Genomic DNA, 26,328 nt, shown 5'->3' with positions numbered 1-26,328 from the left:
GGCTTACGTGGTCGCGAGCTTTCCGCGAATATGCACTGGCCACTCCCCCCTGCACGCCGACCCATCTCATGGCACTCCCGTCCGAGCGCTTCGCCTCGTCCTCGACCCTTGCTCAATTGATGGAGAGGAGGGCCGAGTCGTTCGGTGAGCGACCGCTCTACTCCTTCGTGTCGGATGGCGAGGCCGACGAGGTCTTGAGCTACGCCGGCCTGGAGCTGCGCGCGCGTCGCATCGCCGCGGTGCTCCAATCCCTTGCCCAAGCGGGGGAGCGCGCGGTGCTGCTGTATCCACCGGGCCTCGAGTACATCGCGGGGTTCTTCGGGTGTCTTCAGGCCGGGCTGGTGGCGGTCCCCGCCTATCCTCCGGATCCATCTCGGCTCGAACGGACGTTGCCTCGGCTGCGGGCCATCATCCGCGACGCGCGCGCGAGCGTGGTCCTCACCACGTCGTTCATCCAGGGAATGGGGGAGGCATTCTTCGCGGACGCGCCCGAGCTGGCCGCGCTGCGCTGGCTGGCCACGGACACGGTGCCCGAGGGCGCCGAGTCCACCTGGCGTCGTCCCGAAGCGACGCGGGACACGCTGGCCTTCCTCCAGTACACGTCGGGCTCCACGGGCGATCCCAAGGGCGTGCAGCTCACGCACGGCAATCTGCTGCACAACCTGGGACTCATCACCGACGCGTTCCAGGTCCATTCGGACAGCGTGGGCGTCATCTGGTTGCCGCCCTACCACGACATGGGCTTGATCGGCGGCATCCTCCAGCCGCTGGCGGCGGGCATCCCCGTCGCGCTGATGTCGCCACTCGCGTTCCTGCGACGGCCGCGCTTCTGGCTGGAGACGCTGACGCGCTTCGGGGGAACCATCAGCGGCGGGCCGTGCTTCGCGTTCGACCTGTGCGTGCGCAAGGTCTCTCCCGACGAGCGGGAGGGGTTGGACCTGCGGCGGTGGGAGATGGCCTTCTGTGGCGCGGAGCCGATTCGGCCCGAGGTGATGGCGCGCTTCCAGGCGGCCTTCGCGCCCGCTGGCTTCCAGGGCGGCGCGCTGTACCCCTGCTACGGCCTGGCGGAGGGGACGCTGATCGCCTCGGGCGGCCGCAAGGGGGAGGGCGTGCGCACGCGGGCTTGGGATGCGGCCGCGCTGGAGCGCAATGAGGCGGTGGAGGCTCGCGAAGGCGAGGAGGCGCGGACGCTCGTGGGGTGCGGCACCACGCTCGCGGAGCAGCGGCTCCTCATCGTGGAGCCCGAGTCGCGGCGGGCTTGCGCGCCTGGGCGGGTGGGGGAGATCTGGCTCAGTGGCCCCAGCGTGGCGACCGGGTATTGGGCGCGGCTGGACGAGAGCCGCGAGGCCTTCGAGGCGCGTCTCGCGGACTCGACGGAAGAGACGCGGTGGCTGCGCACCGGAGACCTGGGGTTGCTGCGCGACGGCGAGCTGTTCGTCGTGGGGCGCCGCAAGGACCTCATCATCCTGCGCGGTCGCAACCTGCACCCGCAGGACCTGGAGGTGACCCTCGAGCGCGCGCATCCCGCCTTGCGGCCGGGGTGTGGCGCGGCGTTCTCGATCGAGGTGGCGGGAGAGGAGCGCCTCGCGGTGATGTACGAGGTGGATCCGCGCAAGGCCTGGACGCCCGAGGATGTGCTGGGCGCGGTTCGCCGGGCGCTCTCGGAGACCCATGAAGTGCAGCTCCACGCGCTCGTGCTCATCGAGCCAGGGGCGCTGCCCAAGACCTCCAGCGGCAAGGTCCAACGGCGAGCCTGCCGCGCGGAGCTGCTCGAGGGCGCGCCTCGGGCGCTCCTGAACTGGCGGGAAGGAGCGGTCTCGTCCGACGCGAAGGGGCTGGTCGCGCAGGCGGGACCAGCGGGCGCACCGGACTCCGTGGCGTCGTGGGAGGCGTGGCTGCTGACGCGCCTGGCGGAGCGCTTGCGGATCCACCGCGACACGCTCGACAAGGACGTCCCCATCACCTCGTTCGGGCTGGACTCGCTCGCGGCGGTCGAGCTGGCGAACGACCTGGAGCAGGTGGGGGCGCGCTCCGGCATGGAGGCATTGCTCCAGGGGCCGACCGTGGCGGAGCTGGCGCGCCGACTCGCGGCCTCGCGAGGGAGCGGACACGCCGACGCGATCCCCCGTCGGGCGGACTCGCTGGCCGCGCCCCTCACGGCGACCCAGCAGCGCCTCTGGCTCTTCGAACAGCTCGGGCGTGGCGTTCCCGCGTATCACCTCCCGGCCGCGGCGCGGCTGGTGGGGCCGCTGGATGTGGACGCGCTCGACCGCGCGGTGGCAGCACTCATCGGGCGGCACGATGCCCTGAGGGTGACGTTCCAAGAGGAGGACGGCATCCCCTCCCAGCGAGTCGCGCGAGAGATGCCCTCTGTCTTCCGCCGCGTCTCCTTGCGCGACGTGCCCATGGACGCGCGTGAGGCGGCGGCGCTGCGACTGGCCCAGACGGAGGCTCGTACTCGATTCGATCTGACGCGGGGGCCGCTGCTCCGCGTCACGTTGTTCCAACTCGATGCCCAGGTGCACCTGCTCGTGGTGGTCGTGCACCACCTCGTCTCGGATGGCGCGTCCTTCGGCATCCTGGCGCGCGAGCTGAGCGCCCTCTACGCGGCGTTCCGGGACGGCCGAGCGCCCGCGTTGCCGTTGCCGCCCGTGCGCTTCCTGGACTTCGCGCACTGGCGCGCCGCGCAGGAGTCCGAGGACGCGACAGCACCCTCGCTGGAGTCCTGGCGCCGCAAGCTGGCGGGTGTCTCCGGCGTGTTGGAGTTGCCGAGTGACCACGTCCGTCCTTCGCGCCCCACGCATGCGGGCGCGCGTGTGCCCGTGCAGGTCTCGGCGCGGCTCACCGCGCGCCTGGAGGCGCTGGGACGGGAGGAGGGGGCCACGCTGTTCATGACGGTGCTGGCGGCCTTCCAGGCGCTGCTGCATCGCCACTCGGGGCAGGACGACTTCTGCATTGGCACGCCCATCCAGGGGCGCGAGCGCGCGGGGTTGGACGGGGTGATGGGCTGCTTCTTGGAGTTGCTCGTCCTGCGCGCGTCTGTGTCGGGCACGGAGCGCTTCCGGGACCTGCTGCGGCGCGCGCGGGAGACCTCGCTCGATGCGTTCGCGAACCGCCACGTCCCCTTCGAGCGCATCGTCGAGGCGGTGCTGCCCGTGCGAGATCGCTCACGCGCGCCGCTCTTCCAGGTGCTGTTCGTGCTCCAGCCCGAGCCGCGAGAGGCGTGGTCGTTGGCGGGCCTGGAGTCGCAGGCGGTGGAGTTGGAGCCGCGGGCCACGCCCTATGATCTGACGCTGTCCCTCACGCGAGGCGCCGCGGGGCTCGCGGGGTGGATGGAGTACGCCACGGACTTGTTCGACGCCGCGTCCGCGACCCGGCTCGTCGAGCGTCTCCACGTCGTGCTCGAAGCCATCATCGAGCAGCCCGAGCTGCGCGTGGACTCGCTGCCGCTCATGCCCGACGACGAGCAGCGGCTGCTGGCGACCTGGAACGACACGCACCAGGAGGTCTCCGAGGACTGCGTCCACACGCTCATCGCGTCACAGGCGGCCCAGACGCCCGACGCGGTGGCCCTGGTGTGCGGCGAAGAGTCCCTCACGTGGCGGGAGCTGGAGCGTCAGTCGCGGGCCGTGGCGCTGCGCCTGCGGGCACGCGGCGTGGGGCCTGGCGTGGTGGTCGGGTTGTGCGTCGACCGCTCACTGGAGTTGGTGGTGGGGATGCTCGGCATACTCCAAGCGGGAGGCGCCTACCTTCCGCTCGACCCCACGTATCCCGAGGCGCGGCTCGCGTTCATGCTGAGCGACTCGGGGGCCTCGGTCGTGCTGACGCAGGCGCACCTGGCGGACGGCCTCCCCACGGGTGGGCGCGGCGTGGTGCTGCTCACGCAGCAGGGGGCTCGCGACGTGGCGGAGCCCCCGCTGATGAGCGACGTGGGGCCGGACCACGTGGCGTATGTCCTCTACACCTCGGGCTCGACGGGACAGCCCAAGGGCGTGCTCGTCTCTCACCGGAACGTCGCGCACTTCCTGGCCGGCATGGACGCGCGGCTGGCACGGCGCTCAGGGACGTGGCTCGCGGTGACGAGCGTGTCCTTCGACATCTCCGTACTGGAGGTGTTGTGGACGCTGGCGCGCGGCTTCCAGGTCGTCCTGCTCGCGGAGCGCGGCGTCCTCGCGACCGCGACGGTGCCCGGGCTGATCCGCCGCCACGCGGTGACCCACCTTCAGTGCACGCCTTCGTTCGCCGAGGCGCTCTTGCTGGAGCCGGGCGCGGCGAGCGCCCTGAGTGGGCTGGAGGCGCTGCTCGTGGGCGGCGAGGCGCTGGGTCCGGAGCTCGCTTCGCGCTTGCGCGAGCGGGTGGGTGGAGCGCTGCTCAACATGTATGGCCCCACCGAGACCACCGTGTGGTCGGCCACCCATCGCGTGACGGGCGCGCCAGGGCCCGTCCCCATCGGGACGCCCATCGTGAACACCCGGCTCCACGTGCTGGATGCCGGCTTGCGGCCCACGCCCATCGGTGTTCCCGGAGAGCTGTTCATCGGCGGCGCGGGGGTGGCTCAGGGCTATCACGCGAGGCCCGCGCTGACGGCCGAGCGCTTCGTGCCGGATCCCTTCAGCTCGAGCCCTGGCGCGCGCCTGTATCGCACGGGCGATCGGGCGCGGTGGCGGGGGGAGGGCACGGCGGAGTTCCTGGGGCGCGTGGACTTCCAGCTCAAGGTGCGCGGCTTCCGGGTCGAGCCGGGAGAGATTGAATCCGCGCTGTCGGGCCATCCCGGCGTGCGGCAGGTCGTCGTCGTGGCTCGCCAGGACGAGGGCGCGGGCGCGCGGCTGGTCGCGTTTGTCGTTGCTCAGCCCGGCGCGACGGTGGGCCTGGATGCGCTTCGCGCCTTCGCGCGACAGACGCTCCCCGAGCACCTGGTGCCCTCCGCATGGGCCCTCTTGGAGAAGCTGCCGCTGACCCTGAACGGGAAGGTGGACCGGAAGGCGCTGCCCGCTCCGGAGGGCGCTCGCGATGCCACCCGCCCGTACCTCGCGCCGAGGTCCGACACCGAGCTGCGCGTGGCGGCGGTCTGGTCCGCGCTGCTGGGCGTGGAGCGCGTGGGCGCGGACGATGACTTCTTCGCGCTCGGCGGACACTCGCTGCTCGCCACGCGTGCCGCCGCTCGGCTGCGCGAGGCGCTGGGCGTGGAGCTGTCCCTGCGAGATGTCTTCGAGGCCGGGACGCTCAGCGCGCTGGCCGCGCGCCTGGATGCCTTGCCTCGGGGCTCGGCGCAGGGGGCGCGTCCCGGTGCGACCGCGGTCCTCCATTCCCTGTCTCCGGAGGAGCTGGCGCGACTCACTGCGCGCGCGGGCGCGGTGGAAGACGTGTATCCGCTGTCTCCGCTTCAGCACGGCCTGCTGTTCCAGGAGCTGGTGTCGCCGGGTGGCGAGTCGTACTTCGAGCAGCTGAGTTGGACGCTCACGGGCCCGCTGGAGGTGGGGGCGATGCGCCGGGCCTGGGAGCTGCTCGGGGCCAGGCACGCGGTCCTGCGCACGTCCTTCCACTGGGAGGGCTTGGAGGAGCCACTTCAGGTGGTTCATCCCCAGGCGGAGCTGCCGTGGCGTGAGGAGGACTGGCGCACGCTGTCGGAGGCGGAGCGCGCGGCGCGGTGGGAGGACTTCACGCGCGAGGACCGAGCCCGCGGCTTCGCGTTGCAGCGTGCCCCGCTGTCTCGTGTGGCGGTCGTTCGCGTGGGAGAACAATCCTGGCGCTGGCTCTGGAGCTTCCACCACCTGGTGCTGGACGGCTGGAGCTTCGCGCGCGTGCTGCGCGAGCTGCTTGAGGCGTATGCGGCGCTGACACGTGGAGAGGTCTGGACGCCCGCCCCGGTGCCGCCCTTCCGGGCGTACCTCGCATGGCTGGCGCGGCGCCCCGCCACGGGAGACGAGGAGTTCTGGCGCGAGCAGCTCGCGGGCTTCGAGTCCCCCACGCCTTTGCCCGGAGCAAGCGATGCTCGCGATGACGGAGTGGGCGAGCGCGACGAGGCGCTGAGCGACGCGGAGTCGAATGCGCTCCAGGAGTTCTCGCGCCGCCACCGCGTCACGCCCAGCACGCTGGTTCATGGCGCGTGGGCGCTGCTGCTGGCTCGCTATGGAGGCGGCGAGGATATCGCCTTCGGGACGACGCTCGCCGGGCGTCCTCCGGAGCTGGCGGGGGCCGAGGAGTCGGTGGGGTTGTTCATCCAGACGGTGCCGGTGCGCACGCGGCTGAGGCCAACCGAGGGGCTGTTGCCGTGGCTGCGAGAGCTTCAGTCCCTGCTGGTGGCGCTGGCGCAGCGAGGACATGTCCCGCTCACGCGCATCCAGGGCTGGAGCGAGGTTCCGCGCGGCACGCCGCTGTTCGAATCGCTGCTCGTCTTCGAGAACTACCCCGTGGACGAGGCCCTCTCGCGGGGCGGCGCGGGCCTGTCCTTGCACGGCGTGCACATGCATGAGCGCACGCACTATCCGCTGACCGCCGTGGCGCTCCCCGGACGCACCCTGCGCCTCAAGGTGCAGTTCCAGACCGCGCGCGTGCCGGAGTGCACGGCCGTCCAGATGCTGGGGCACTGGCGCGCCCTGCTGCGCGAGATGGCCGAGGGCGCTGAGCGCCGGCTGGCAGAGGTCCCGCTGCTCTCCGAGGTCGAGCTTCAGCGGGTGTTGGTGGAGTGGAACGCCTCGCGCACCACGTACCCGCGAGAGGCCACGGTCCATTCGCTGTTCCAGGCGCAAGCCGCGAGGACGCCGGACGCCGTGGCGGTGGAGTACGAAGGGAGCGCGCTCACGTATGCGCAGCTCGCGCGCCGGGCGAACCAGCTGGCCCACCGGCTGGCCGCGATGGGCGTGCGCCGAGGGGACACGGTGGCGGTGTGCGTGGAGCGATCGCCAGCGTGGGTCGTGGGCCTGCTCGGCATCCTCCAGGCGGGCGCGGCCTATGTCCCCTTGGATCCCACGTACCCGACGGAGCGATTGGCCTGGATGCTCGGGGACTCGCGCGCGTCGGTGCTGCTCACGCAGTCCGCCTTGAGTTCGCGGTGGTCCGTGGGAGGCGTCCCCCTGCTTGAACTGGATGCGCTCGGGACGTTCGAGGGCATGCCGGCCACCGTGCTTGAATCGGGCGCCTCGGCTGAGGACCTCGCGTACGTCATCTATACGTCGGGCTCGACGGGGACACCGAAGGGCGTGGGCGTGCCACACCGCGCGGTGGCGCGGTTGGTGGTGGGGACGAACTTCATTCAGTGGCGTCCCGATGATCGCGTGGCCCAGGCATCCAACGCCTCGTTCGATGCGGCGACCTTCGAGGTCTGGGGTGCATTGCTCCAGGGGGCACGGCTGGTGGGCGTCTCGCGCGAGCGGGCGCTCGAGCCTCGGTCCTTCGCCGCATGGCTGCGCGAGCAAGACATCCGGGTGATGTTCCTCACGACGGCCTGGTTCAATCAGGTGGTGGCTGAAGTTCCGGATGCGTTCCGGACCGTGCGACAGGTTCACTTCGGGGGCGAGGCCGTGGATCCGCGCGCGGTGCGCGCGGTGCTTCGCGAGGGCGGGCCGGAGCGCCTGCTGCACGTGTATGGGCCCACCGAGAGCACCACCTTCGCGACGTGGCATCTCGTTGACGCGGTCGCCGAGCACGCGACCACGGTGCCCATGGGCCGCCCCCTGGCCAACACCGAGCAGTACGTCCTGGATGCGGGGCTCATGCCCGTGCCGCCGGGTGGGGCAGGGGAGCTGTGGCTCGGCGGTGATGGACTTGCGTGGGGCTACCTGCGGCAGCCCGCGTTGACGGCCGAGCGGTTCGTGCCGAATCCCTACGCGGCTGCTCCGGGCGCGCGGCTGTACCGCACCGGGGATCGCGTGCGGCTGCGGCTGGATGGCGCGGTGGAGTTCCTGGGACGCGTCGATGCACAGGTGAAGGTGCGAGGCTTCCGCGTGGAGCCCGCCGAGGTGGAGGCCGCGCTGCTCCAACACCCCGAGGTGCGCGAGGCGGTGGTGCTGGCGCGAGAGGAGGTCTCGGGTGGCTCGCGTCAACTCGTGGCCTATGTCGTCGCGTCGTCCGTGACGCCCACCGCGCTGAGGACGTTCCTCTCCGAGCACCTGCCGTCGTACCTGGTGCCCGCGGCGCTCGTGCGCGTCGAGCGCCTGCCGCTCACGCCCAACGGAAAGGTGGACCGCCGCGCCCTGCCTGCCCCAGCGGAGGCGGAGTGGGCCGAGGCGGGCACGGGGCTCGTGGCTCCACGCGATCCCTCGGAGGAGTTGGTCGCGGGGCTGTTCCGCGAGCTGTTGGGTGTCTCGCGCGTCGGAGTGCGTGACAGCTTCTTCGACCTGGGCGGCCACTCGCTGATGGCCACGCGGGTGGTGGCGCGCATTCTGGCGGCGTGTGGCGTGTCGCTCTCGCTGCGTGACCTCTTCGAGAACCCCACCGTGGAGGGCCTCGCATCGCGCATCGCGCAGGTGCGCGGACAGACGGACGCGAGGCGTCCTCCGCCCATCGTGCCGGTGCGGCGAGAGGGGCGCCTGCCGCTGTCGCTCATGCAGGAGCGGTTGTGGCTGCTGGAGCAGCTCCAGGCGAACCGGGGTGTCTACAACGTCCGGTGGGCGGCGTGGTTGGAGGGAGACCTGAACGTGGCCGCGCTGGAACAGGCCCTGGCCGAGCTGCTCCGCCGCCACGAGTCGCTGCGGACGACCATCTCGATGGAAGCGGGAGAGCCCGTCCAGCGCATCCACGACGCGGTCTCCCTGTCCCTGCCCGTGGTGGACTTGAGCGACATCGCGGAGGCCGAGCGTGAGGAGCAGGCCCTGCGCGCCGCCGCCGAGAGCGCGCGGCGCCCGTTTGACCTCGCGCAAGGGCCGCTGATTCGCCCGGTGCTCATTCGCACGGGTGCGCGCACCCACCTCGTCGTGCTGACCCTGCACCACATCATCTCGGACGGCTGGTCCCTGGGCGTCACGTTCCGCGAGTTGGCCGCGCTGTACTCGGCGGCGCTCCTGGGCCGGGCTTCGGCGTTGCCCGCGCCTGGGCTTCAGCCGGTGGACCACGCGGTGTGGCAGCGAAGCTGGCTCCAGGGGGACGCGCTGGAGGAGCAGATCGCCTACTGGCGCCAGCAGCTCCACGGCGCGGCGCCGGTGTTGGAGTTGCCCACGGACCTGTCTCGGCCGGCGGTGCAGCGCTTCCATGGCGCGACCCTGCCGGTTCAACTGCCGGCGGGGCTCTCCTCGGCGTTCCGCGCCCTCTGTCGACGTGAGGGCGTCACGCCCTTCATGGGATTGATGGCGGTGTTCCAGCTCCTGCTGGCGCGCGTGTCGGGACAGCAGGATGTCAGCGTGGGGTCGCCCATCTCGGGGCGTCACCATGCGGGCCTGGAGAACCTCATCGGGTTCTTCGTGAACATGCTGGTGCTGCGTACGCGCTTCGCGCCGGACATCTCGTTCCGCGAGCTGCTGGGCCACGTGCGCGAGACGACGCTCGCCGCCTATGCGCACCAGGACGTGCCGTTCGAGCGCGTGGTGGAGGCGCTCCAGCCGCCGCGCACGATGAGCCACGCGCCGCTGATGCAGGTGGTGCTGTCGCTCAACGACTCGCCGCCTTCCGATGCGAGCCTGGAGGGGCTGTCCCTCCGCCCGGTGGAACTCAACGCGGGCACCGCGAAGTTCGATCTGGCCCTCGCCTTCGATGACTCGCCGGAGGGCTTCAGCGGCACGCTGGAGTACGACACGGACTTGTTCACCGCCACCACCGCCACGCGCTGGATGGCGCAGCTTCGGGTGTTGATGGAGGGCGCGGTGGAGGACCCGGGCCAGCGCATCGGGGACCTGCCGCTGATGGACGACGCGGAGCGGCGCCGGCTCATGGTTTCGTGGAACGGCCCGCGCACCGAGTTCCCGCGTGAGGCCTGCCTCGCCACGCTCTTCGAGGCGCAGGTCGCGCGCACTCCAGACGCGTTCGCTGTCGAGTTCGAGGGCGTGCGGTTGACCTATCGAGAGCTGGACCGCCGCGGGAACCAGCTCGCGCGTTACCTGCTGCGCCGGGGCATCACCCCGGGCACGCCGGTGGGCTTGTGCGTGCGGCGCTCGCTGGAGCTCATCATCGGCACCGTGGGCATCATCAAGGCGGGCGCGGCCTACGTACCGTTGGACCCTACCTATCCCCGCGACCGTCTGGCCTACATGGTGGGGGACACGCGGCTGCCTGTAATCCTGGTGCAGCGCGCCGTCCTCGACGTGCTCCCCGAGGGCAACGCGTCAGTCGTCATCCTGGATGATCAGGAGGGCGAACTGGCGAGTGAGCGCGAGGATTCTCCGGGCATCACCGTCCCGCCCGAGTCGCTCGCGTACATCATGTACACGTCGGGCTCCACGGGGCGTCCCAAGGGCGTGTGCGTCCCGCAGCGCGGCGTGGCGCGGCTGGTGTTGGGGCAGAGCTATCTCCAGTGGGGACCGTCCGAGGTCTTCACGCAGCTGGCGCCCATCTGCTTCGACGTGGCGACCATGGAGATCTGGGGCGCGCTGCTGCACGGCTCGCGACTGGTCGTCCTGCCGCCCCGTCCTCCCACGGCGGAGGAACTCAAGGACCTGGTGGCTCGCTGCGGGGTGACGGTGCTGTGGCTGACCGCCGCCCTCTTCGAGAGCGTGGCCGTCACGCGGCCCGACGTGGTGGACGGCGTGCGGCAGTTCATGTCGGGAGGCGACGCGTTGTCTCCCGCGGCGGTCCGTGAGCGGCTGTCGCGCGGGGGGCTGATGGTCAACGGCTACGGCCCCACCGAGGTCACCACCTTCACCACGTGCGCCGTGATGGAGGGCTCGATTCCCGAGGGGAGCGTGTCCATTGGGAAGCCCATCGCGAACACGCAGGTGTACGTGGTGGACCGCCGCCTGCATCCGGTTCCGGTGGGAGTGCCCGGCGAGCTGCTCGCGGGCGGCGAGGGCATCGCCTGGGGCTATCTGGGACGGCCCGAGCTGACGGCGGAGCGCTTCATTCCGGATCCGTTCAGCGACGAGCCGGGCGCGCGCCTCTATCGCACGGGAGACAGCGTGCGCTGGCGCGAGGACGGGACCCTGGAGTTCCTGGGCCGCATCGACACGCAGGTGAAGGTGCGGGGCTACCGCGTCGAGCCGGGCGAGGTGGAGGAGGTGCTGCGCCGCCATCCCGCGGTGGGCGAGGCCGTGGTGGTGGCGCGGCCGGACCCGGCGGGAGGCAAGCGCCTCATCGCCTATGCGGTGCCTCGCGCGGGCGAGACGCTGGACGCGCGCGTGTTGAAGGCAGCGCTCGTGGAGGCGCTGCCCGAGTTCATGGTGCCGTCGGTCGTGGTGCCGCTGGACCGGATGCCCGTGTCGCCGAACGGCAAGGTGGACCGCGCTGCGCTGCCGGAGCCGGAGGTCGCTCGCGCGCCTGGGGCCACGTTCGTGGCTCCGACGACGGAGATGGAGCGCAAGGTGGCGGAGCTGTGGTCGCGGGTGTTGGGGGTCGAGGACATCGGCGTCGAGGACCACTTCTTCACCGACCTGGCCGGCAGCTCCATGTCGGTGGTGAAGGCCTGCACGCTGTTCCGAGAGGAGATGAAGCGCGACGTGCCCGCGACGCGCTTCTTCGAGCATTCCACCGTCCGCGCGTTCGCCGCGGCACTGGAGCGGGACGCGGAGGAATCCGCGGAGCCGCAAGACAACGAAGCCCATGAGGATCGCGCCGCTCAGCGGCGTCAGGCGATCCGCCGGCAGGGTCGACGAGGAAACCAAGGCAATGGCTGACGCGGACAATCACGTCGAGGCGGAGGACTTCGGAAACGACATCGCGGTGGTGGGCATGGCGGGGCGCTTCCCCGGGGCCCGTGACCTGCGTGACTACTGGCGCAACCTGCGGGAGGGCGTGGAGTCCATCTCCTTCTTCCCCGAGTCCGCGCTGGAGTCCTCGCCGCTGATGCCAGATGCGCTGCGGCGCCACCCGAACTTCGTGCGCGCGGGCGGCATCCTGGAGGGGGCCGAGTCATTCGACGCCGCCTTCTTCGACGTCACCCCACGCGAGGCGCTGTGGATGGATCCACAGCAGCGGGTGTTCCTCCAGTGCGCGTGGGCCGCCCTCGAAGACGCGGCCTATGACCCCGCGCGGTTCAAGGGGCGCATCTCGCTGTACGCGGGCGCGGGCTCATCCAGCCACCTGCTCTCGTTGTTGGGCGAGGCGCGCAAGGATCCAGCCGCGGCCATGGACCTGGTCACCTCGGGGCCGGAGAGCCTGGCGATGAAGGCCTCGTTCAAGCTCCAGCTCCGGGGCGAGAGCGTCGCTGTCTATACGGCGTGCTCCACGGGCCTGGTGGCCATCCACATGGCCTGCCAGAGCTTGCTCACGCGGCAGTCGGACATCGCGCTCGCGGGCGCGGTGCGCATCGCCAGCCCCCAGCGCACGGGCTACGTGTACCAGGACGGCCTCATCTACTCGCCGGACGGACACTGCCGCGCGTTCGACCACCGCGCGGCCGGGACGGTGGCGGGCAATGGCGCGGGCGTGGTGGTCCTCAAGCCCCTGGCGGACGCGCTGCGCGACGGAGACCGCGTGTATGCGGTCATCAAGGGCACGGCCATCAACAACGACGGCCAGCAGAAGGTGGGCTACACCGCGCCCAGCATCGAGGGACAGACCGAGGTCGTCGCGGACGCGCTCGCGTACGCGGGGCTGGGCGGCGACGACATCGACTATGTCGAGGCCCACGGCACCGGCACGTCGCTGGGAGACCCCATCGAGCTGGCGGCGCTCACGCGCGCGTTCCGCAAGACGACGGAGCGAAAGGGCTACTGCGGCCTGGGATCGGTGAAGACGAACCTGGGACACCTGGACGCCGCGGCCGGCGTGGCGGGCTTCATCAAGGTCGTGCTCGCGCTTCGCCACGAGGAGCTGCCGCCGAGCCTGCACTTCGAGCGCGCCAATCCCGAGTTGGGACTGGAGCGCAGCCCGTTCTACGTCAACACGGCCTTGAAGCCCTGGCCCCGAGGGGAGGTCGCTCGCCGCGCGGGCGTGAGCTCCTTCGGAATCGGAGGGACCAACTCGCACGTCGTGGTGGAGGAGGCGCCCGCCGAGGCTCGCCCGGTGCCGAGCGGCCGTCCCTTCCATGTGGTCAGCCTGTCGGCGCGCACGCCCTCCGCGCTGGAGGCGATGACGCGGGAGCTCGCGGAGCACCTGGACACCGGCGGCGCTGGGAGTGCGCTGCCGCTGGAGGACGTGGCCTTCACGCGCAACGTGGGCCGGCGCGCGTTCGAGCATCGGCGCACGGTGGTGGCCGCCACCACGGCGGAGTTGGTGGAGCGTCTGCGCAAGCCGCCCGCGGCGGTGGAGCAAGGGCGTCTGCGGCGCGTGGCCTTCCTCTTCCCAGGACAGGGCGCGCAAGCCGTGGGGATGGGGCGCGAGCTGTACGGCGTGGAGGCCGGGTTCCGCAAGGACGTGGATGCGGCGCTCGCGCGCTTGGACCCGGCGCTGGCGAGGGAAGTGCGCGCGCTGGTGCTGACGCCCGAGGGTCAGGACTCGGCCATGGCGCCCTTGCTCGCGGATCCGCGCGTGGCGCTGCCCGCGCTCTTCATCGTCGAGCATGCGCTCGCGCGGCTCTGGATGTCGTGGGGGGTGAAGCCGCTCGCCATGCTGGGGCACAGCTATGGCGAGTACGTGGCCGCGTGCGTGGCGGGCGTGTTGTCCGCCGAGGATGGCTTGCGGCTGGCGGTCGTCCGCGGCGCGTTGATGGCGCGGCTGCCTCCAGGCGGGATGCTCGCGGTGGGGATGTCCGAGGCGGCGCTCCTGCCGCTGTTGTCCGAAGGGCTCTCGCTGGCCGCGGTCAACGGCGAGGACCGGTGCGTCGTCTCGGGGACGGTGCCCGCCATCGAGAAGCTGAGTGCGCGGTTGGAGACGCAGGGCGTGGGCGTGGTGCGACTGCCCGCGGCGCATGCGTTCCACTCCAGCGCGGTGGAGCCGCTCATGGCTGAGCTGGCGCGCGCCGTGGCCTCGATGCGCCTCCAGGCGCCCAAGGTCCCTTATGTGTCCAGCGCCACGGGGACGTGGATACGAGGGGAGGAGGCGACCGATCCCGAGTACTGGGCGCGGCAGATGCGTCAGCCCGTGCGCTTCGCGACGGGGCTCGCGTTCCTCGTCGCGGAAGGGTGCAGCGTGCTCTTGGAGGTGGGGCCGGGGCAGGACCTCACCGCGCTGTGCCGCCCCCTCGCGCGTCAGGACAAGCGAATCGTCGTCGCGCCGTCCCTGCGTCGCAGGCCCACGGAGAGTGACTACCGAGGACTGCTCCAGTCCTTCGGAGACCTGTGGTGCGCGGGCGTGGATGGGGCGTGGGCGCAGCTCGCCTCGGGAGAGAAGCGCCGACGCGTGGCGCTTCCCACGTATCCCTTCGAGGAGCAGCCGTTCACGCTGGCGGGGCCGAGCGCCGAGTCGCTGCCTGCACCTGGGCCGGGACCGGCGGCCCCGAGCACTTTCGTCCCGGGGGCCGTGCGGGCCTCGGCGGCGCCTCGGAGCGAGGTGCCAGTCGCCACCGCGAGCGCACCGCTGAGCGACATTCAGCAGCGCGTTCTGGAGATCTGGCACGAGCGCCTGGGGGCCGTGGAGATCGGCCTCAACGATGACTTCCTGGAGTTGGGTGGCAACTCGTTGATGGCGGCGCAGATGCTCACCCGCCTGCGCGAGACGTTCTCTGTCCAGTTGCCGCTGAGCGCGCTGTTCGAGGCCCCCACCGTGGCCGGCATCGCGGCACGCATCGAGGCGATGCTCGGGGGAGCACCCAACGGTGTGCCGAGTGTTCCCGAGGACGCCATCGTCCGCATCGACCGGAGCGGTGAGCTGCCGCTCTCCGTCGTGCAGGAGCGCGTCTGGCGGATGGAGCAGCTGGACCCGGGGAACCCCTCGCTCAACATGCCGCTGGCCATCCGGCTCACCGGGGCGCTGGACGCACGTGTCCTGGAGCGCGCGGTCAACGAGGTCATCCGTCGCCACGAGATGTTGCGCGCCACGTATGTCGTCGTGGACGGCCAGGTGCGTCAGCGCTTCGCCTCCGAGGTTCGCATGGATGTGCCCGTGGTGGACCTGCGCGGCTTCGCGGGCGACGCCGAGGCGGAGGCGATCCGGCTGGCGTTGGACGAGGCCCGCGGTCCGTTCTCCCTGGAGACGGGGCCGATTGTCCGCGCGCGCCTGGTGCGCCTGGGGGACGCGGACCACGTGATGCTCCTCACGGTGCACCACATCGCGGCGGACACGCTGTCGCTCGTGGCCTTCTTCCGAGAGATGGCGGTGAACTATCAGGCCTTCCTGGCGGGCAAGCCCGCACCGCTGCCCGAGCTGCCCGTGCACTACGTGGATGCGGCGGCCTGGGAGCGCCGCGCGCTCGACGGGGGTGTCCTGTCCGCGCAGGAGGCTTGGTGGCGAGAGACGCTGGCCGATCATCCCGCGCCGCTGGAGTTGCCCACGGACAGGCCGCGTCCGACCGAGCAGCGCCTGCGAGGCGAGCGCTTCCCCGTGACGCTGTCGCCCGAGGCGTCCGCCGCGCTGAAGGGCATCTGCCACCGCGAGAGTGTCACGCCCTTCATGACCTTGCTCGCGGCGCTCTCCGCGCTCCTGGCTCGGTACTCGGGGCGCGAGGACATCGTCGTGGGCACGCCGGTGGGAAATCGCGCCCGGGGCGAGCTGGAGCCGCTGATTGGCTTCGTCGCCCACGCCATGGCCCTGCGCACGGACCTGTCGGGAGACCCCACGTTCCGCGAGCTGCTCGGTCGTGCGCGTGACACCGCGATCGACGCGACGGCGCATCAGGACGTGCCCTTCGAGCACTTGCTGCCTCGCGTGGCGCCAGGGAGAGATCCCGCGCGCGCGCGCTTGTGCGACGCGGCCATCATCCTGCATTCGCATGTGGCCACCGCGCCGCCCTCCGTACCGGGCTTGGAGCTGCGGCTCGTCGAGGTCCCGGGGACGCCCGCGCAGTTCGGTGCGACGCTGGGGGAGCTGACGCTGCTGCTGATCGAAGGCGCCAGTGGATTCTCAGGCGTCATCGAGTACGCCACCGAGCTGTACGACGAAGCCCGCGTGGCCCGGCTGGCGGGCCACTTGGAGACGCTGCTCATCGCCGCGCACGCCGAGCCGGAGGTGCGTGTCTCCCACCTGCCATTGGCGACGCGCGACGAGGTGTCGAGCCCCGTGACGCAGGTGCCCGTTGAGCCGCTGGGACTCCTCGCGCGGCTGAGCGCGCGCGCGCGACGCAGCCCCGAGTCCGTGGCGCTGTCGTCTGGCGCGGTTCAGGTGACGTGGCGCGAGCTGTCGGAGCGGGCGCGGCGCGTGTCGGCGCGGCTGATGGACGAGGGCGTACGCGACGGCGTGCCCGTGGCCGTGCGACTCGAGCCCGGTGTCGAGGCGGTGGTGACGCAATGGGGCATCCTCGGCGCGGGCGGCGCGTGCCTGCCGGTGTCGGCGGGTGACCTGGCCGTGCTGGCGTCGCTCCTCCCGGACACGGGCCCGCGCGTGCTCGTGGTGGCGCGAGCCGGGGAGGTGACGGCGCCGCCGGGGGTGTGCGTGGTGGCGCTGGATTCAGTGGGGGCACTGGCGGCCGAAGCGTTCCGTGAGGCCGCCGCGGACGGGCTCGCGTTCATCGTGCCCGCGCCAGAGTCCCTGGGTGGCCGGGGACGGGTGACGCTGACGCATCGGAACGTCGCGCACCTGTTGGATGGACTCGAAGCCCGGAACGTGGGGCGTGAGGGTGATGTGTGGCTCGCCGCGCGCGGGCCCGCCGAGGAGGTCTCGGGATTGGAGCTGCTGGGGGCGCTCGCGCGGGGGCTGCGCGCCGTGCTTCCCCCGGAGCGATTGGCGGCGCGCTTCGCCGTGTTGGGCGCGAGTGAGAAGGCGCACCGGCCCATCGACTTCAGCCTGTCCTACTTCGCGAACGACGAGGACTCGCTGGGCGAGCACAAGTACGAGCAGCTCCTGGAGGGCGCGAGGTTCGCGGACACGCACGGCTTCTCGGCCATCTGGACGCCCGAGCGGCGGTTCCACTCGTTCGGTGGTCTGTACCCCGCGCCCTCGGTGGTCGGCGGGGCGCTCGCGATGCTCACGCGCAATCTCCGCATTCGCGCGGGCAGCGTCGTGTTGCCGCTGCATGACCCCATCGAGGTCGCCGAGCAATGGTCCGTGGTGGACAACCTGTCCAACGGGCGCGTGGGCGTGTCACTCGCCACGGGCTGGCACGCGAATGACTTCTCGCTCTCCCCGGGGACGTTCGCCCGCCGCAAGGAGGTGCTGCGCGAGCGGCTGGACGAACTGCGGCGCCTGTGGCGTGGCGGGACGGTGCGGCGCCGCAACGGCGCGGGCCATGAGGTGGAGCTGGCGCTGCGGCCCAAGCCCAAGCAAGCCGAGCTGCCCGTGTGGCTCACGGCGGCGGGCAACCCCGAGACCTTCCGTCAGGCAGGTGCGGTGGGCGCGGGCATCCTCACCAACGTCATCGGGTTGGGCTCTCAGTTGGAGGAGCTGCGGGCCAAGGTGGCGCTGTATCGCGAGGCCTGGCGACAGGAGGGCCACGGGCCAGGGCGCGGCCACGTGACGCTGATGCTCCACACCTTCCTCGGCCGCGACGCCGCGGAGGTCCGCGCCGCCGTGCGCGAGCCGCTGATGAGTTACTTCCGCAGCTCAGTGGACATCTTCGGGAACCTGGTGGCCAGCCAGGGCCTCCAGGTGGACGTGCGCGGGCTGACGCCGCAGGACATGGAGGCGCTGCTCGTCCAGGGCTTCGAGCACTACCTGGAGGACGGTGGCCTGTTGGGCACGGTGGATGACGGCGCCCGCATCGTCGAGAGCCTGCGCTCCATGGACGTGGACGAGGTGGCCTGCCTCGTCGACTTCGGCGTGCCGCTGGAGCCGACGATGGACAGCCTCCGCCTGCTCGACACGCTTCGCCAGCGGATGCAGGCGCCGCCCGTTGCCGAAGCGCGGGCCCTGACGGAGGTGGGCTCGGAGCTGGGTGAACTGCTGGCCTGGATTCGCGCCGAGGGCGTCACCGTGCTGCGGTGCACGCCGTCGCAGGCGCGTGCGCTCGCGGAGTTGCCCGGGGCCGAGGATTCGCTCGCGGGCGTGAGGGGGCTGCTCCTCGCGGGCGAGGCGGGGCCGGCGGACGGGCCGGACATCCAGGCCCGTGGCTTCCGCGGGCTCACGGCTTCCGTGCATCAGGCTTCGTCCTGGGGGCTCGGAGTGGAGGGATTCGCGGCGAGGCCGCGTGTCCTGGATGCGAAGGGGCGGGTCGTCCCGGTGGGCGTGGTGGGCGCGCTCGCCGTGGGGGGGCCCTCGCTGCCGCATGGGTTCTGGAAGGACGCGGACTCAACCCGGGCTCGCTTCGTGGAAGTGGATGGCGAGACGGTGTTCCTGACCGGGAAGCGGGCGCGCTGGGGGCGCGACGGCGCACTGGAATCCATTGCTCCGGCACCTGCCTCGAAGCCGCGTCGGCCAGCGAAGGCCGCGGCAGTCGCGGCGCCTCGGGCTCAGCCGCGCGCGCAGCCGGCCACGACGGGTGTTCCCGTGGTGCGGGTGCCGCGAGATCAACCCCTTCCGCTGTCGTTCCCGCAGCAGCGGCTCTGGGCGCTGAATCAGTTGGATCCCGATGGCATCGCCTACAACAACGTCGTCACGTTGCGGCTGTCGGGCCCGGTGAACGTGGACCGCTTGGAGGCTTCGCTGGACGCGGTGGTCCGCCGCCATGAGGTGTTGCGCACCACCTTCACGTTGACCGAGGACGGCGCCCGGCAGGTCATCGTGCCGTCCATGCCACTGGTGATGGCGCGGAACGTGGCCCGCGACCAGTCCGATGCGGTCCGTATCGCAATGGATGAGGCGCGGCGTCCGTTCGACCTGTCGCGTGGGCCCGTGATGCGCGCGGCGATGATCCGCATCGCGGAGACGGAGCACGTGTTGCAGCTCACGCTCCACCACATCGCCTCGGATGGTTGGTCGAGCGGAGTGCTCTACCGCGAGATGGTGGCCCACTACGAGGCGTTCTCCACCGGACGTCCGTCGCCGTTGCCTGAGCTGCCCATTCAGTACGCTGACTACTCCGCGTGGCAGCGCAGTTGGTTGGACAGCCCCGCCATGGCGGCCCAGCTCGCGTACTGGAAGGAGCAGCTCGCGGGGGCGCAGGTCCTGGAGATGCCCACGGATCGTCCGAGACCCGCGCGGTGGTCGGGACGTGGGGGACGCCTGTCCGTGGCGGTGCCGCGCCCGCTGGTGGACGCGCTCTGGGCCGTGGGCCGGCGCGAGGGCGCGACGCCGTTCATGGTCATCACCGCGGCGTGGCAGACCTTGCTCCATCGGTACTCGGGCCAGGATGACATCGTCATCGGGACCTCCGCGGCTGGGCGCAATCGCGCCGAGCTGGAGGGCCTCATGGGTTGCTTCCTGAACACGCTCGCCATCCGCGCGGACTTCTCCCGTCGGCCGTCGTTCGCGGAGCTGCTTCGCCGGGTGAAGACCGCGTCCATCGAGGCCTTCGCCCATCAGGATGTCCCCTTCGAGCGGCTGGTGGACGAGCTGCGCGTGCCGCGCGACCCGAGCCGCATGCCGCTCGTGCAGGCGATGTTGACGTTCCACAACACGCCGCCCATCGACGTGCTCGCGCCGGGGCTCGGCGTCCAGCCCATGGACCTGGACATCGGCGCGACCAAGGTGGACCTGTCACTGGAGCTGCGCGAGTCGAAGGCGGGCCTGGATGGCGCGCTGGAGTTCGCCGCGGACCTGTTCGACCGTCGCACCGTCGAGCAGCTCTGGGCGCGGTTCCTCCTGTTGCTGTCAGGGCTCGCGGAGGACCCCTTCCGCCGCGTCGCGGAGCTGCCGCTGCTCAGCGCCGAGGAGCAGAAGAAGGTGCTGGTGGAGTGGAACGACACCCGCGCCGTGTTCCCCGGGGTGGACGGTGTCCACCAGCTCTTCGAGCAGCAAGCAACGAGGACTCCGGACGCCGTCGCGTTGGTGACGGGCTCGGAGCGCCTGACGTATGGCGCGCTGGATGCGCGGGCGAACCAGCTCGCGCGGCACCTGATCGGCCTGGGCGTGGGGCCCGAGGTGCGCGTGGGCGTGTGCGCCGAGCGCTCCTGGGAACTCATCGTCGGCGTGCTGGGCGTGCTGAAGGCGGGTGGGGCGTTCGTGCCGCTCGACCCTTCGTATCCGGCTCAGCGCTTGGCCTTCATGATGCGCGACGCGAACCTCGCGGTCGTGGTGACACAGGAGCACCTGATGTCACAGCTTCCATCGGGCGGCGAGGTGCTCGTCACGGTGGATGCGGAGTGGGGCGACATCGCTCGGCAGCCCGCCACGGCGCCGGATGCACGGGCCTCGGCCGGCAACGCGGCGTATGTCATCTACACCTCGGGTTCGACGGGGATGCCCAAGGGCGTGCTCGTCACGCATGAGAGCATCTGCAACACGGTGCGGGCCATCGTCCCCGCGCACGACGTGGGGCCGGGGCGCCGCGTGCTCCAAGCCGCCGCGCTGGGCTTCGACGCGTCCGTGCTGGAGATCCTCTCCACGCTGATCGCCGGCGCGGAGCTGCATCTCGCGCCACGTGAGTCCTTGCTGCCGGGGGCACCGCTGCGCGAGGTGCTGGAGTCGCGCGGCATCACCACTGTCACGCTCACGCCCTCGTCGCTCGCGCAACTGGAGCCGGAGGGAATGCCCGCGCTGTCCACGGTCATCTCCGCGGGCGAGGTCTGCACGCCGGAGCTGGCGAAGCGCTGGAGCCGTGGGCGCCGACTGCTCAACGGCTACGGCCCGACGGAGGCCACTGTCTGCGCGACCGTCTCCACCGGCCTGGATGCGGAGCGGCCCGACATCGGTCGGCCCCTGCACAACACGCGGGCCTACGTGCTCGATGTCCGAGGCCAACCCGTACCCATCGGACTGTCAGGCGAGCTGTACCTGGGGGGCGCGGGCATCACGCGCGGCTACCTGGGGCGTCCCGAGTTGACCTCGGAGTGCTTCGTGCCGGACGGCTTCTCCGGCGAGGCGGGAGCCCGCCTGTACCGCACGGGAGATCGGGTCCGAGCACGCGAGGATGGCCGCCTGGAGTACCTGGGCCGCGTCGATGCGCAGGTGAAGATCCGAGGCTTCCGCATCGAGCCCGGAGAGATTGAAGCGGCGCTGCGTCAGCACCCGAACGTGGCGGACGCGGTCGTGGTGGTGCGAGCGGACGTGAGCAATACGCGCCGCCTGGTGGGCTACGTCGTCGCGACCTCCGCGGGTGCGCCGGCGCTCACGGCGCTGCGAGACTTCCTCAAGGACCGCCTGCCGGACCACATGCTGCCGGCGGCGTTCGTCGTGCTGGAGGCCCTGCCGAAGACGCCCGGAGGGAAGGTGGATCGCGGCGCGCTGCCTGAGCCGGACGCCATCAAGGTGACGTCGGGCAAGGCCTTCGTGGCGCCGCGCACGGAGGTCGAGCGGACACTCGCCGCGCTGTGGGCCCAGGTGTTGGGCGTGGAGCGCGTGGGCATCCACGACAACTTCTTCGAGCTCGGCGGGGACTCCATCCTCGGCATTCAGATCGTCTCGCGCGCGAAGCAAGCCGGGCTCCGGCTGGAGCCGGCGATGCTCTTCGAGCGGCAGACGCTCGCCGAGTTGTCCGAGGGCGTGGGCAAGGCTCAGGCCCCGCTGGGCGAACAGGGCCCGGTGGAAGGCCACGCGCCACTGACGCCCATGCAGCGCATCTTCTTCGAGGATTGGGCGCTGCCCGAGCCGCACCACTACAACCTGTCCGCCGTGCTGGAGGTGCGCCGGCCCGTTGACGCGGCGCTCCTGGAGCGAGCGCTCGCGTCGGTGGTGGGCCACCATGACGCGCTCCGGCTGCGCTTCACGCGGGGCACCGACGGCTGGACGCAGTCGCATGGCCCCGTGCCCGAGCGCGTGGTTGTGCGCCGGGTGGACCACTCCGCGCTCCCCGAGGCGGAGCTGGGGACCGCGCTGGAGGCCGTGGGCGCGGAGGTTCAACGAAGCCTGCGATTGGACGAAGGACTCCTGCTGCGCGCGGTCTTGTTCGAGAGAGGCCCGGCGCGCACGGCCCGGTTGCTGCTGGTCGTGCACCACCTCGCGGTGGATGGCGTGTCGCTGCGCCCTCTCTTGGAGGACGTGGAGACGGCCTATGCGCGTCTGGAGCGGGGCGAGACGGTGGTGCTCCCCGCGAAGACGACGTCGTTCAAGGCCTGGGCGGAGAAGCTCCTCGCGCACGCGAACACGGAGGCGATGGGTCGTGAGCTTCCGCTGTGGCGGACCTCCGGCGACGTGCCCGCCTTGCCCCTGGACTTCCCGGGCGGAGACAACACCTTCGCGAGCGAGCAGCTCCTGACGGTGTCCGTCGAGCCGGGCGAGACGAAGACCCTGCTCAACGAAGTGCCGTCGGCCTATCGCGCCCGAGTGGATGAAGTGCTGCTGTCGGCGCTGGCGCGCGCGGTGTCTCGGTGGACGGGCGGACCTCGGGTGCGGCTGGAGCTGGAGGGCCATGGTCGCGAGTCGCTGTTCCCGGACGTGGACCTGTCGCGGACCGTGGGCTGGTTCACGAGCGTGTTCCCGCTCGACGTGACGGTGCCGGAGGGCGCGACTCCCGGAGACGCGCTCCGAGCCTTGCGCGATGCGCGTCGGGCGCTGCCGATGAACGGCCTGGGCCATGGCGTGTTGCGCTCCTTGCGGCCGGATGCGGCGCAGGTGCTCCGTGCGCAGGCGGGCGCGGAGGTGGGCTTCAACTACCTGGGGCAGCTCGACGCGGCGGCCCGAGGCGCTGAGCGCTTCGGGTTGACCCATGAGCCCGCGGGCCCATGGCATGCCCCGAGCGGCCAGCGCCCGCATCGGCTCGCCGTGAACGCCGTGGTGCGCGACGGCCGGTTGGTGGTGACGTTCGCGTTCAGTCGCGCCGTGCACGCGCTCGCCACCATCCAGTCCGTGGCGGCCCGGTTCTCCGAGGGGCTCCGCGAGCTGGTGGCGGGGAAGGGCACGGACGACGCCGCTCGCCGCTCGCTGGGAGACTTCCCGCTGGCGAGGACGACGCCCGCGGCGCTCTCGCGGTTGTTGGGGCAGCACCCGGACCTGGAGGACCTCAGCGTCCTCACGTCCTTGCAGCAAGGGATGCTGTTGCACTCGGTGCTCGCGGCGCCGGGATCCGGCGTCTTCCATGAGCGTCTCGCGTGGACCCTGCGAGGCCGCGCGGATCTGGTCGCGCTGCGCCGGGCCTGGAGCGAGGTGATCGCTCGTCATGGCACCTTGCGCACGTCGTTCCATCACGAGGGACTCGGCGATCCACTTCAGCTCATCCATCGGGACGCCGTGCTGCCCTGGATCGAGCATGACCTGCGCGGCCTGTCGCCGGATGCGCAGCAGGCGCGCATGACGGCGCTGGTCGAGGCGGACCACGCGCGAGGCTTCTCGCTCGCCGCCGCGCCGCTCGCGCGCATGGAAGTGGTGCGCCTGGGCGACGAGGAGCACCGCTTCCTGTGGAGCCATCACCACCTCATCCTGGACGGATGGAGCGTGGGCTTGATGCTGCGCGAGGTCTTCACGCTCTATGGCGACTTCGCCTCGGGGCGTGAGTCCTCGTTGCCGCGCCCAGCCGCGTGGCGTGAGTACCTCGCGTGGCTCCAGCGCCAGGACCTGTCCGCCGCGCAGGCGTACTGGCGTGGTGAGTTGGCGGGGTTCACCTCACCCACGCCACTGCCTGGGGCGCGGCGCGACCATGCGGGCGGCGAGCTGGAGGTCTCGGGCGAGGAGGTGCTGTTCCTCGCGCCCGAGGTGACCGCGGAGCTACAAGCCTTCGCACGCAAGCACCAGCTCACGTTGAACACGGTGGTGCAGGGAGCGTGGGCGCTGCTCTTGAGTCGGTACTCGGGAGCGCGGGACGTGGTGTTCGGTGCCACGGTCTCCGGTCGTCCGGTGGACCTGCCCGGCGCCGAGGAGATGGTCGGGTTGTTCATCAACTCACTGCCCATCCGCGCGCGCCTGCCCGCGGATGCGGCGGTGGTGCCCTGGTTGCAGCAGCTCCAGGCCCGCCAGCTCGACATGCGTCGCCACGAGCACAGCCCGCTCATCCAGGTGAAGTCCTGGAGCGAGCTGGCGCGGGGCCAGCCGCTCTTCGAGACGGTGCTCGTGTTCGAGAACTACCCCCTCGATGCGGCGCTCGGAAAAGGCGCGCCCGGCTTGGAGGTACGGGACGTCAAGAGTCACGACCAGGGCAACCAACCCTTGTCTGCCTACGTGCTGCCTGGGGAGCGGCTGCGCCTGAGCCTCGCCTATGCGCCCGCGCTGTTCGACGAGGGCGCGATTCGCCGGCTGTTGTCGCACTGGAGCACGCTCTTGCGGGGGCTGGCATCAGGCGTGGAGCGGCTGGACGCGGTGCCCATGCTGTGCGACGAGGACCGCGCGGCGGTGATCGACCTGGGTCGCGGTCCGGTGCACGCGCTGGATTCGGAGTCGAGCCTCTCGGCCCTCTTCGAGGCCCAGGCCGCGCGGACGCCTCAGTCTCCCGCGCTGCTCACGCGGAGCGGCCCGGTGACGTTTGGCGCGCTGTCGGCGCGGGTGAATCGACTCGCCTCGCGTCTGCGCGCTCAGGGCGTAGGACCCGAGGTCCGGGTCGGCCTCTTCGCGGATCGTTCGGTGGAGCTGGTGGTGGGTCTGCTCGCGGTGCTGCGCGCGGGAGGGGCGTATGTTCCCCTGGAGCCGACGCATCCTCGCGAGCGGCTCGGCTGGATGGTGGAGCAGTCGCGCCCTGGTGCGCTGCTCGCACGGCGACACCTGGCGGACCGGTTGCCCCCGCACGCGGGACTGCCGGTGTTGTGGCTGGAGGACGAGGACGCAGCGGCGCCGGGGGCTGCTCCCTTGCCTCCCGCGCCGGGCGGGGATGCCCTCGCCCACGTCATCTTCACCTCGGGCTCCACGGGGCAGCCCAAGGGCGTCATGGCCACGCACCGGGCGACGCTCAACCGCTTCGCGTGGATGTGGCGCGCCTATCCCTTCGAGGCCGGAGAGGTCGGCGCGTTGACCACGGGCTTCGGGTTCGTGGATGCGGTCTGGGAGCTGTTGGGGCCGTTGCTGGCGGGCGTCCCCGTGGTCCTTCCAGATGAAGAGGGGTTGAAGGATCCGGTTCGGTTGGTGGCGGAGTTGGACGCGGGCGCCGTCACGCGCGTCGTCCTGGTGCCGCAGGTGCTGCGCGGGCTGCTGGAGGTCCCGGACATGTCGTGCCGCCTCAAGGCGCTGCGACTCTGGGTGACCAGCGGCGAGCGGTTGCCGGAGGACCTCGCCGCGCGCTTCCGCGAGCAACTGCCGCAGGCGCGGTTGCTCAACCTGTATGGCTCGTCGGAAGTGGCCGGCGACGCCACCGCGACCGAGGTGGGCGTGGGCCCGGTCTCCATCGGACGCCCCATCGACAACCTGCGCGCCTACGTGCTCGACGCGGCGCTGCGCCCCGTGCCCATCGGTGCCCGCGGCGAGCTGTTCATCGCCGGCCCGGGTGTGTCGCGAGGCTACCTGGACCGCCCGGACCTGACGGCGGGGCGCTACGTGGCGGATCCTTTCAGCGACGAGCCCGGCGGCCGGATGTATCGCACCGGAGACGTCGCGCGCTGGCGCCGCGATGGACAGCTCGAGTACCTGGGCCGGGCCGATGAACAGCTCAAGGTTCGTGGCGCTCGGTTGGAGCCCGGTGAGGTGGAGGCCGCGCTCCGGTCCCATCCCTCCGTGGCCGAGGTCGCGGTGGTCGGACGCGAGGACGTGGCAGGCGAGGTGCACCTCGTGGCGTGGCTGGTCCTGCGGCCCGGGCACACGCTCGATGTGGCCGACGTTCGCGGCTCGCTGAAGCAGAAGGTGCCGGACTTCATGGTGCCCTCCACGTTCGCACCGGTGGATGCGCTGCCGCTCACCACGACGGGCAAGGTGGACCGGCGCGCGCTCCGTGACCGCGACACGCCCATCGGAAACGCCGCGGCGTATGTCGCGCCCGCGACGCACGAGGAGCGACTGCTCGCCGACATCTGGTCCGAGCTGCTCGGACGGACGGGGATCGGCGCCCGAGACGACTTCTTCGCGCTCGGCGGACACTCGCTCATGGCCGCGCGCATCGTCGCGCGGGTGCGCGAGTCGCTGGGCGTGGAGCTGTCGCTGGCCGCGGTCTTCGAGTCCCCCACGCTGGAGGGGATGGCGAACGCGGTCGCGCGACTCGCTGGCGCGATGAAGCGCATCGCCGATGAGCCCATCGCGCGGGTGTCCCGAGAGTTGGACGCCAACGCGTTGGAGCAGCTCTCGGACGACGAACTGGACGCACTGCTGGATGCAACCGAGGCGGAGAGCTGA

2 protein-coding genes are annotated in these 26,328 nt (G+C 71.5%); both read left to right on the top strand.

The window, feature by feature from the left end:
* Nucleotides 1-68 precede the first annotated feature (68 nt).
* Nucleotides 69-11,756, top strand: coding sequence for a non-ribosomal peptide synthetase (locus KRR26_RS32420; protein WP_217081707.1), 11,688 nt, complete (start codon nucleotides 69-71; stop codon nucleotides 11,754-11,756).
* Entirely contained in the window at nucleotides 11,749-26,328 is a 14,580-nt protein-coding gene (locus KRR26_RS32415) for a non-ribosomal peptide synthetase/type I polyketide synthase (protein ID WP_217081706.1), read from the top strand. Before KRR26_RS32420 ends, KRR26_RS32415 begins: the two co-directional genes overlap by 8 nt.

Source organism: Citreicoccus inhibens, assembly GCF_019039035.1.
Lineage (GTDB): Bacteria > Myxococcota > Myxococcia > Myxococcales > Myxococcaceae > Citreicoccus > Citreicoccus inhibens.
Note: the sequence above shows the minus strand (reverse complement) of the source record. Positions and strands in the feature narration are given on the sequence as shown.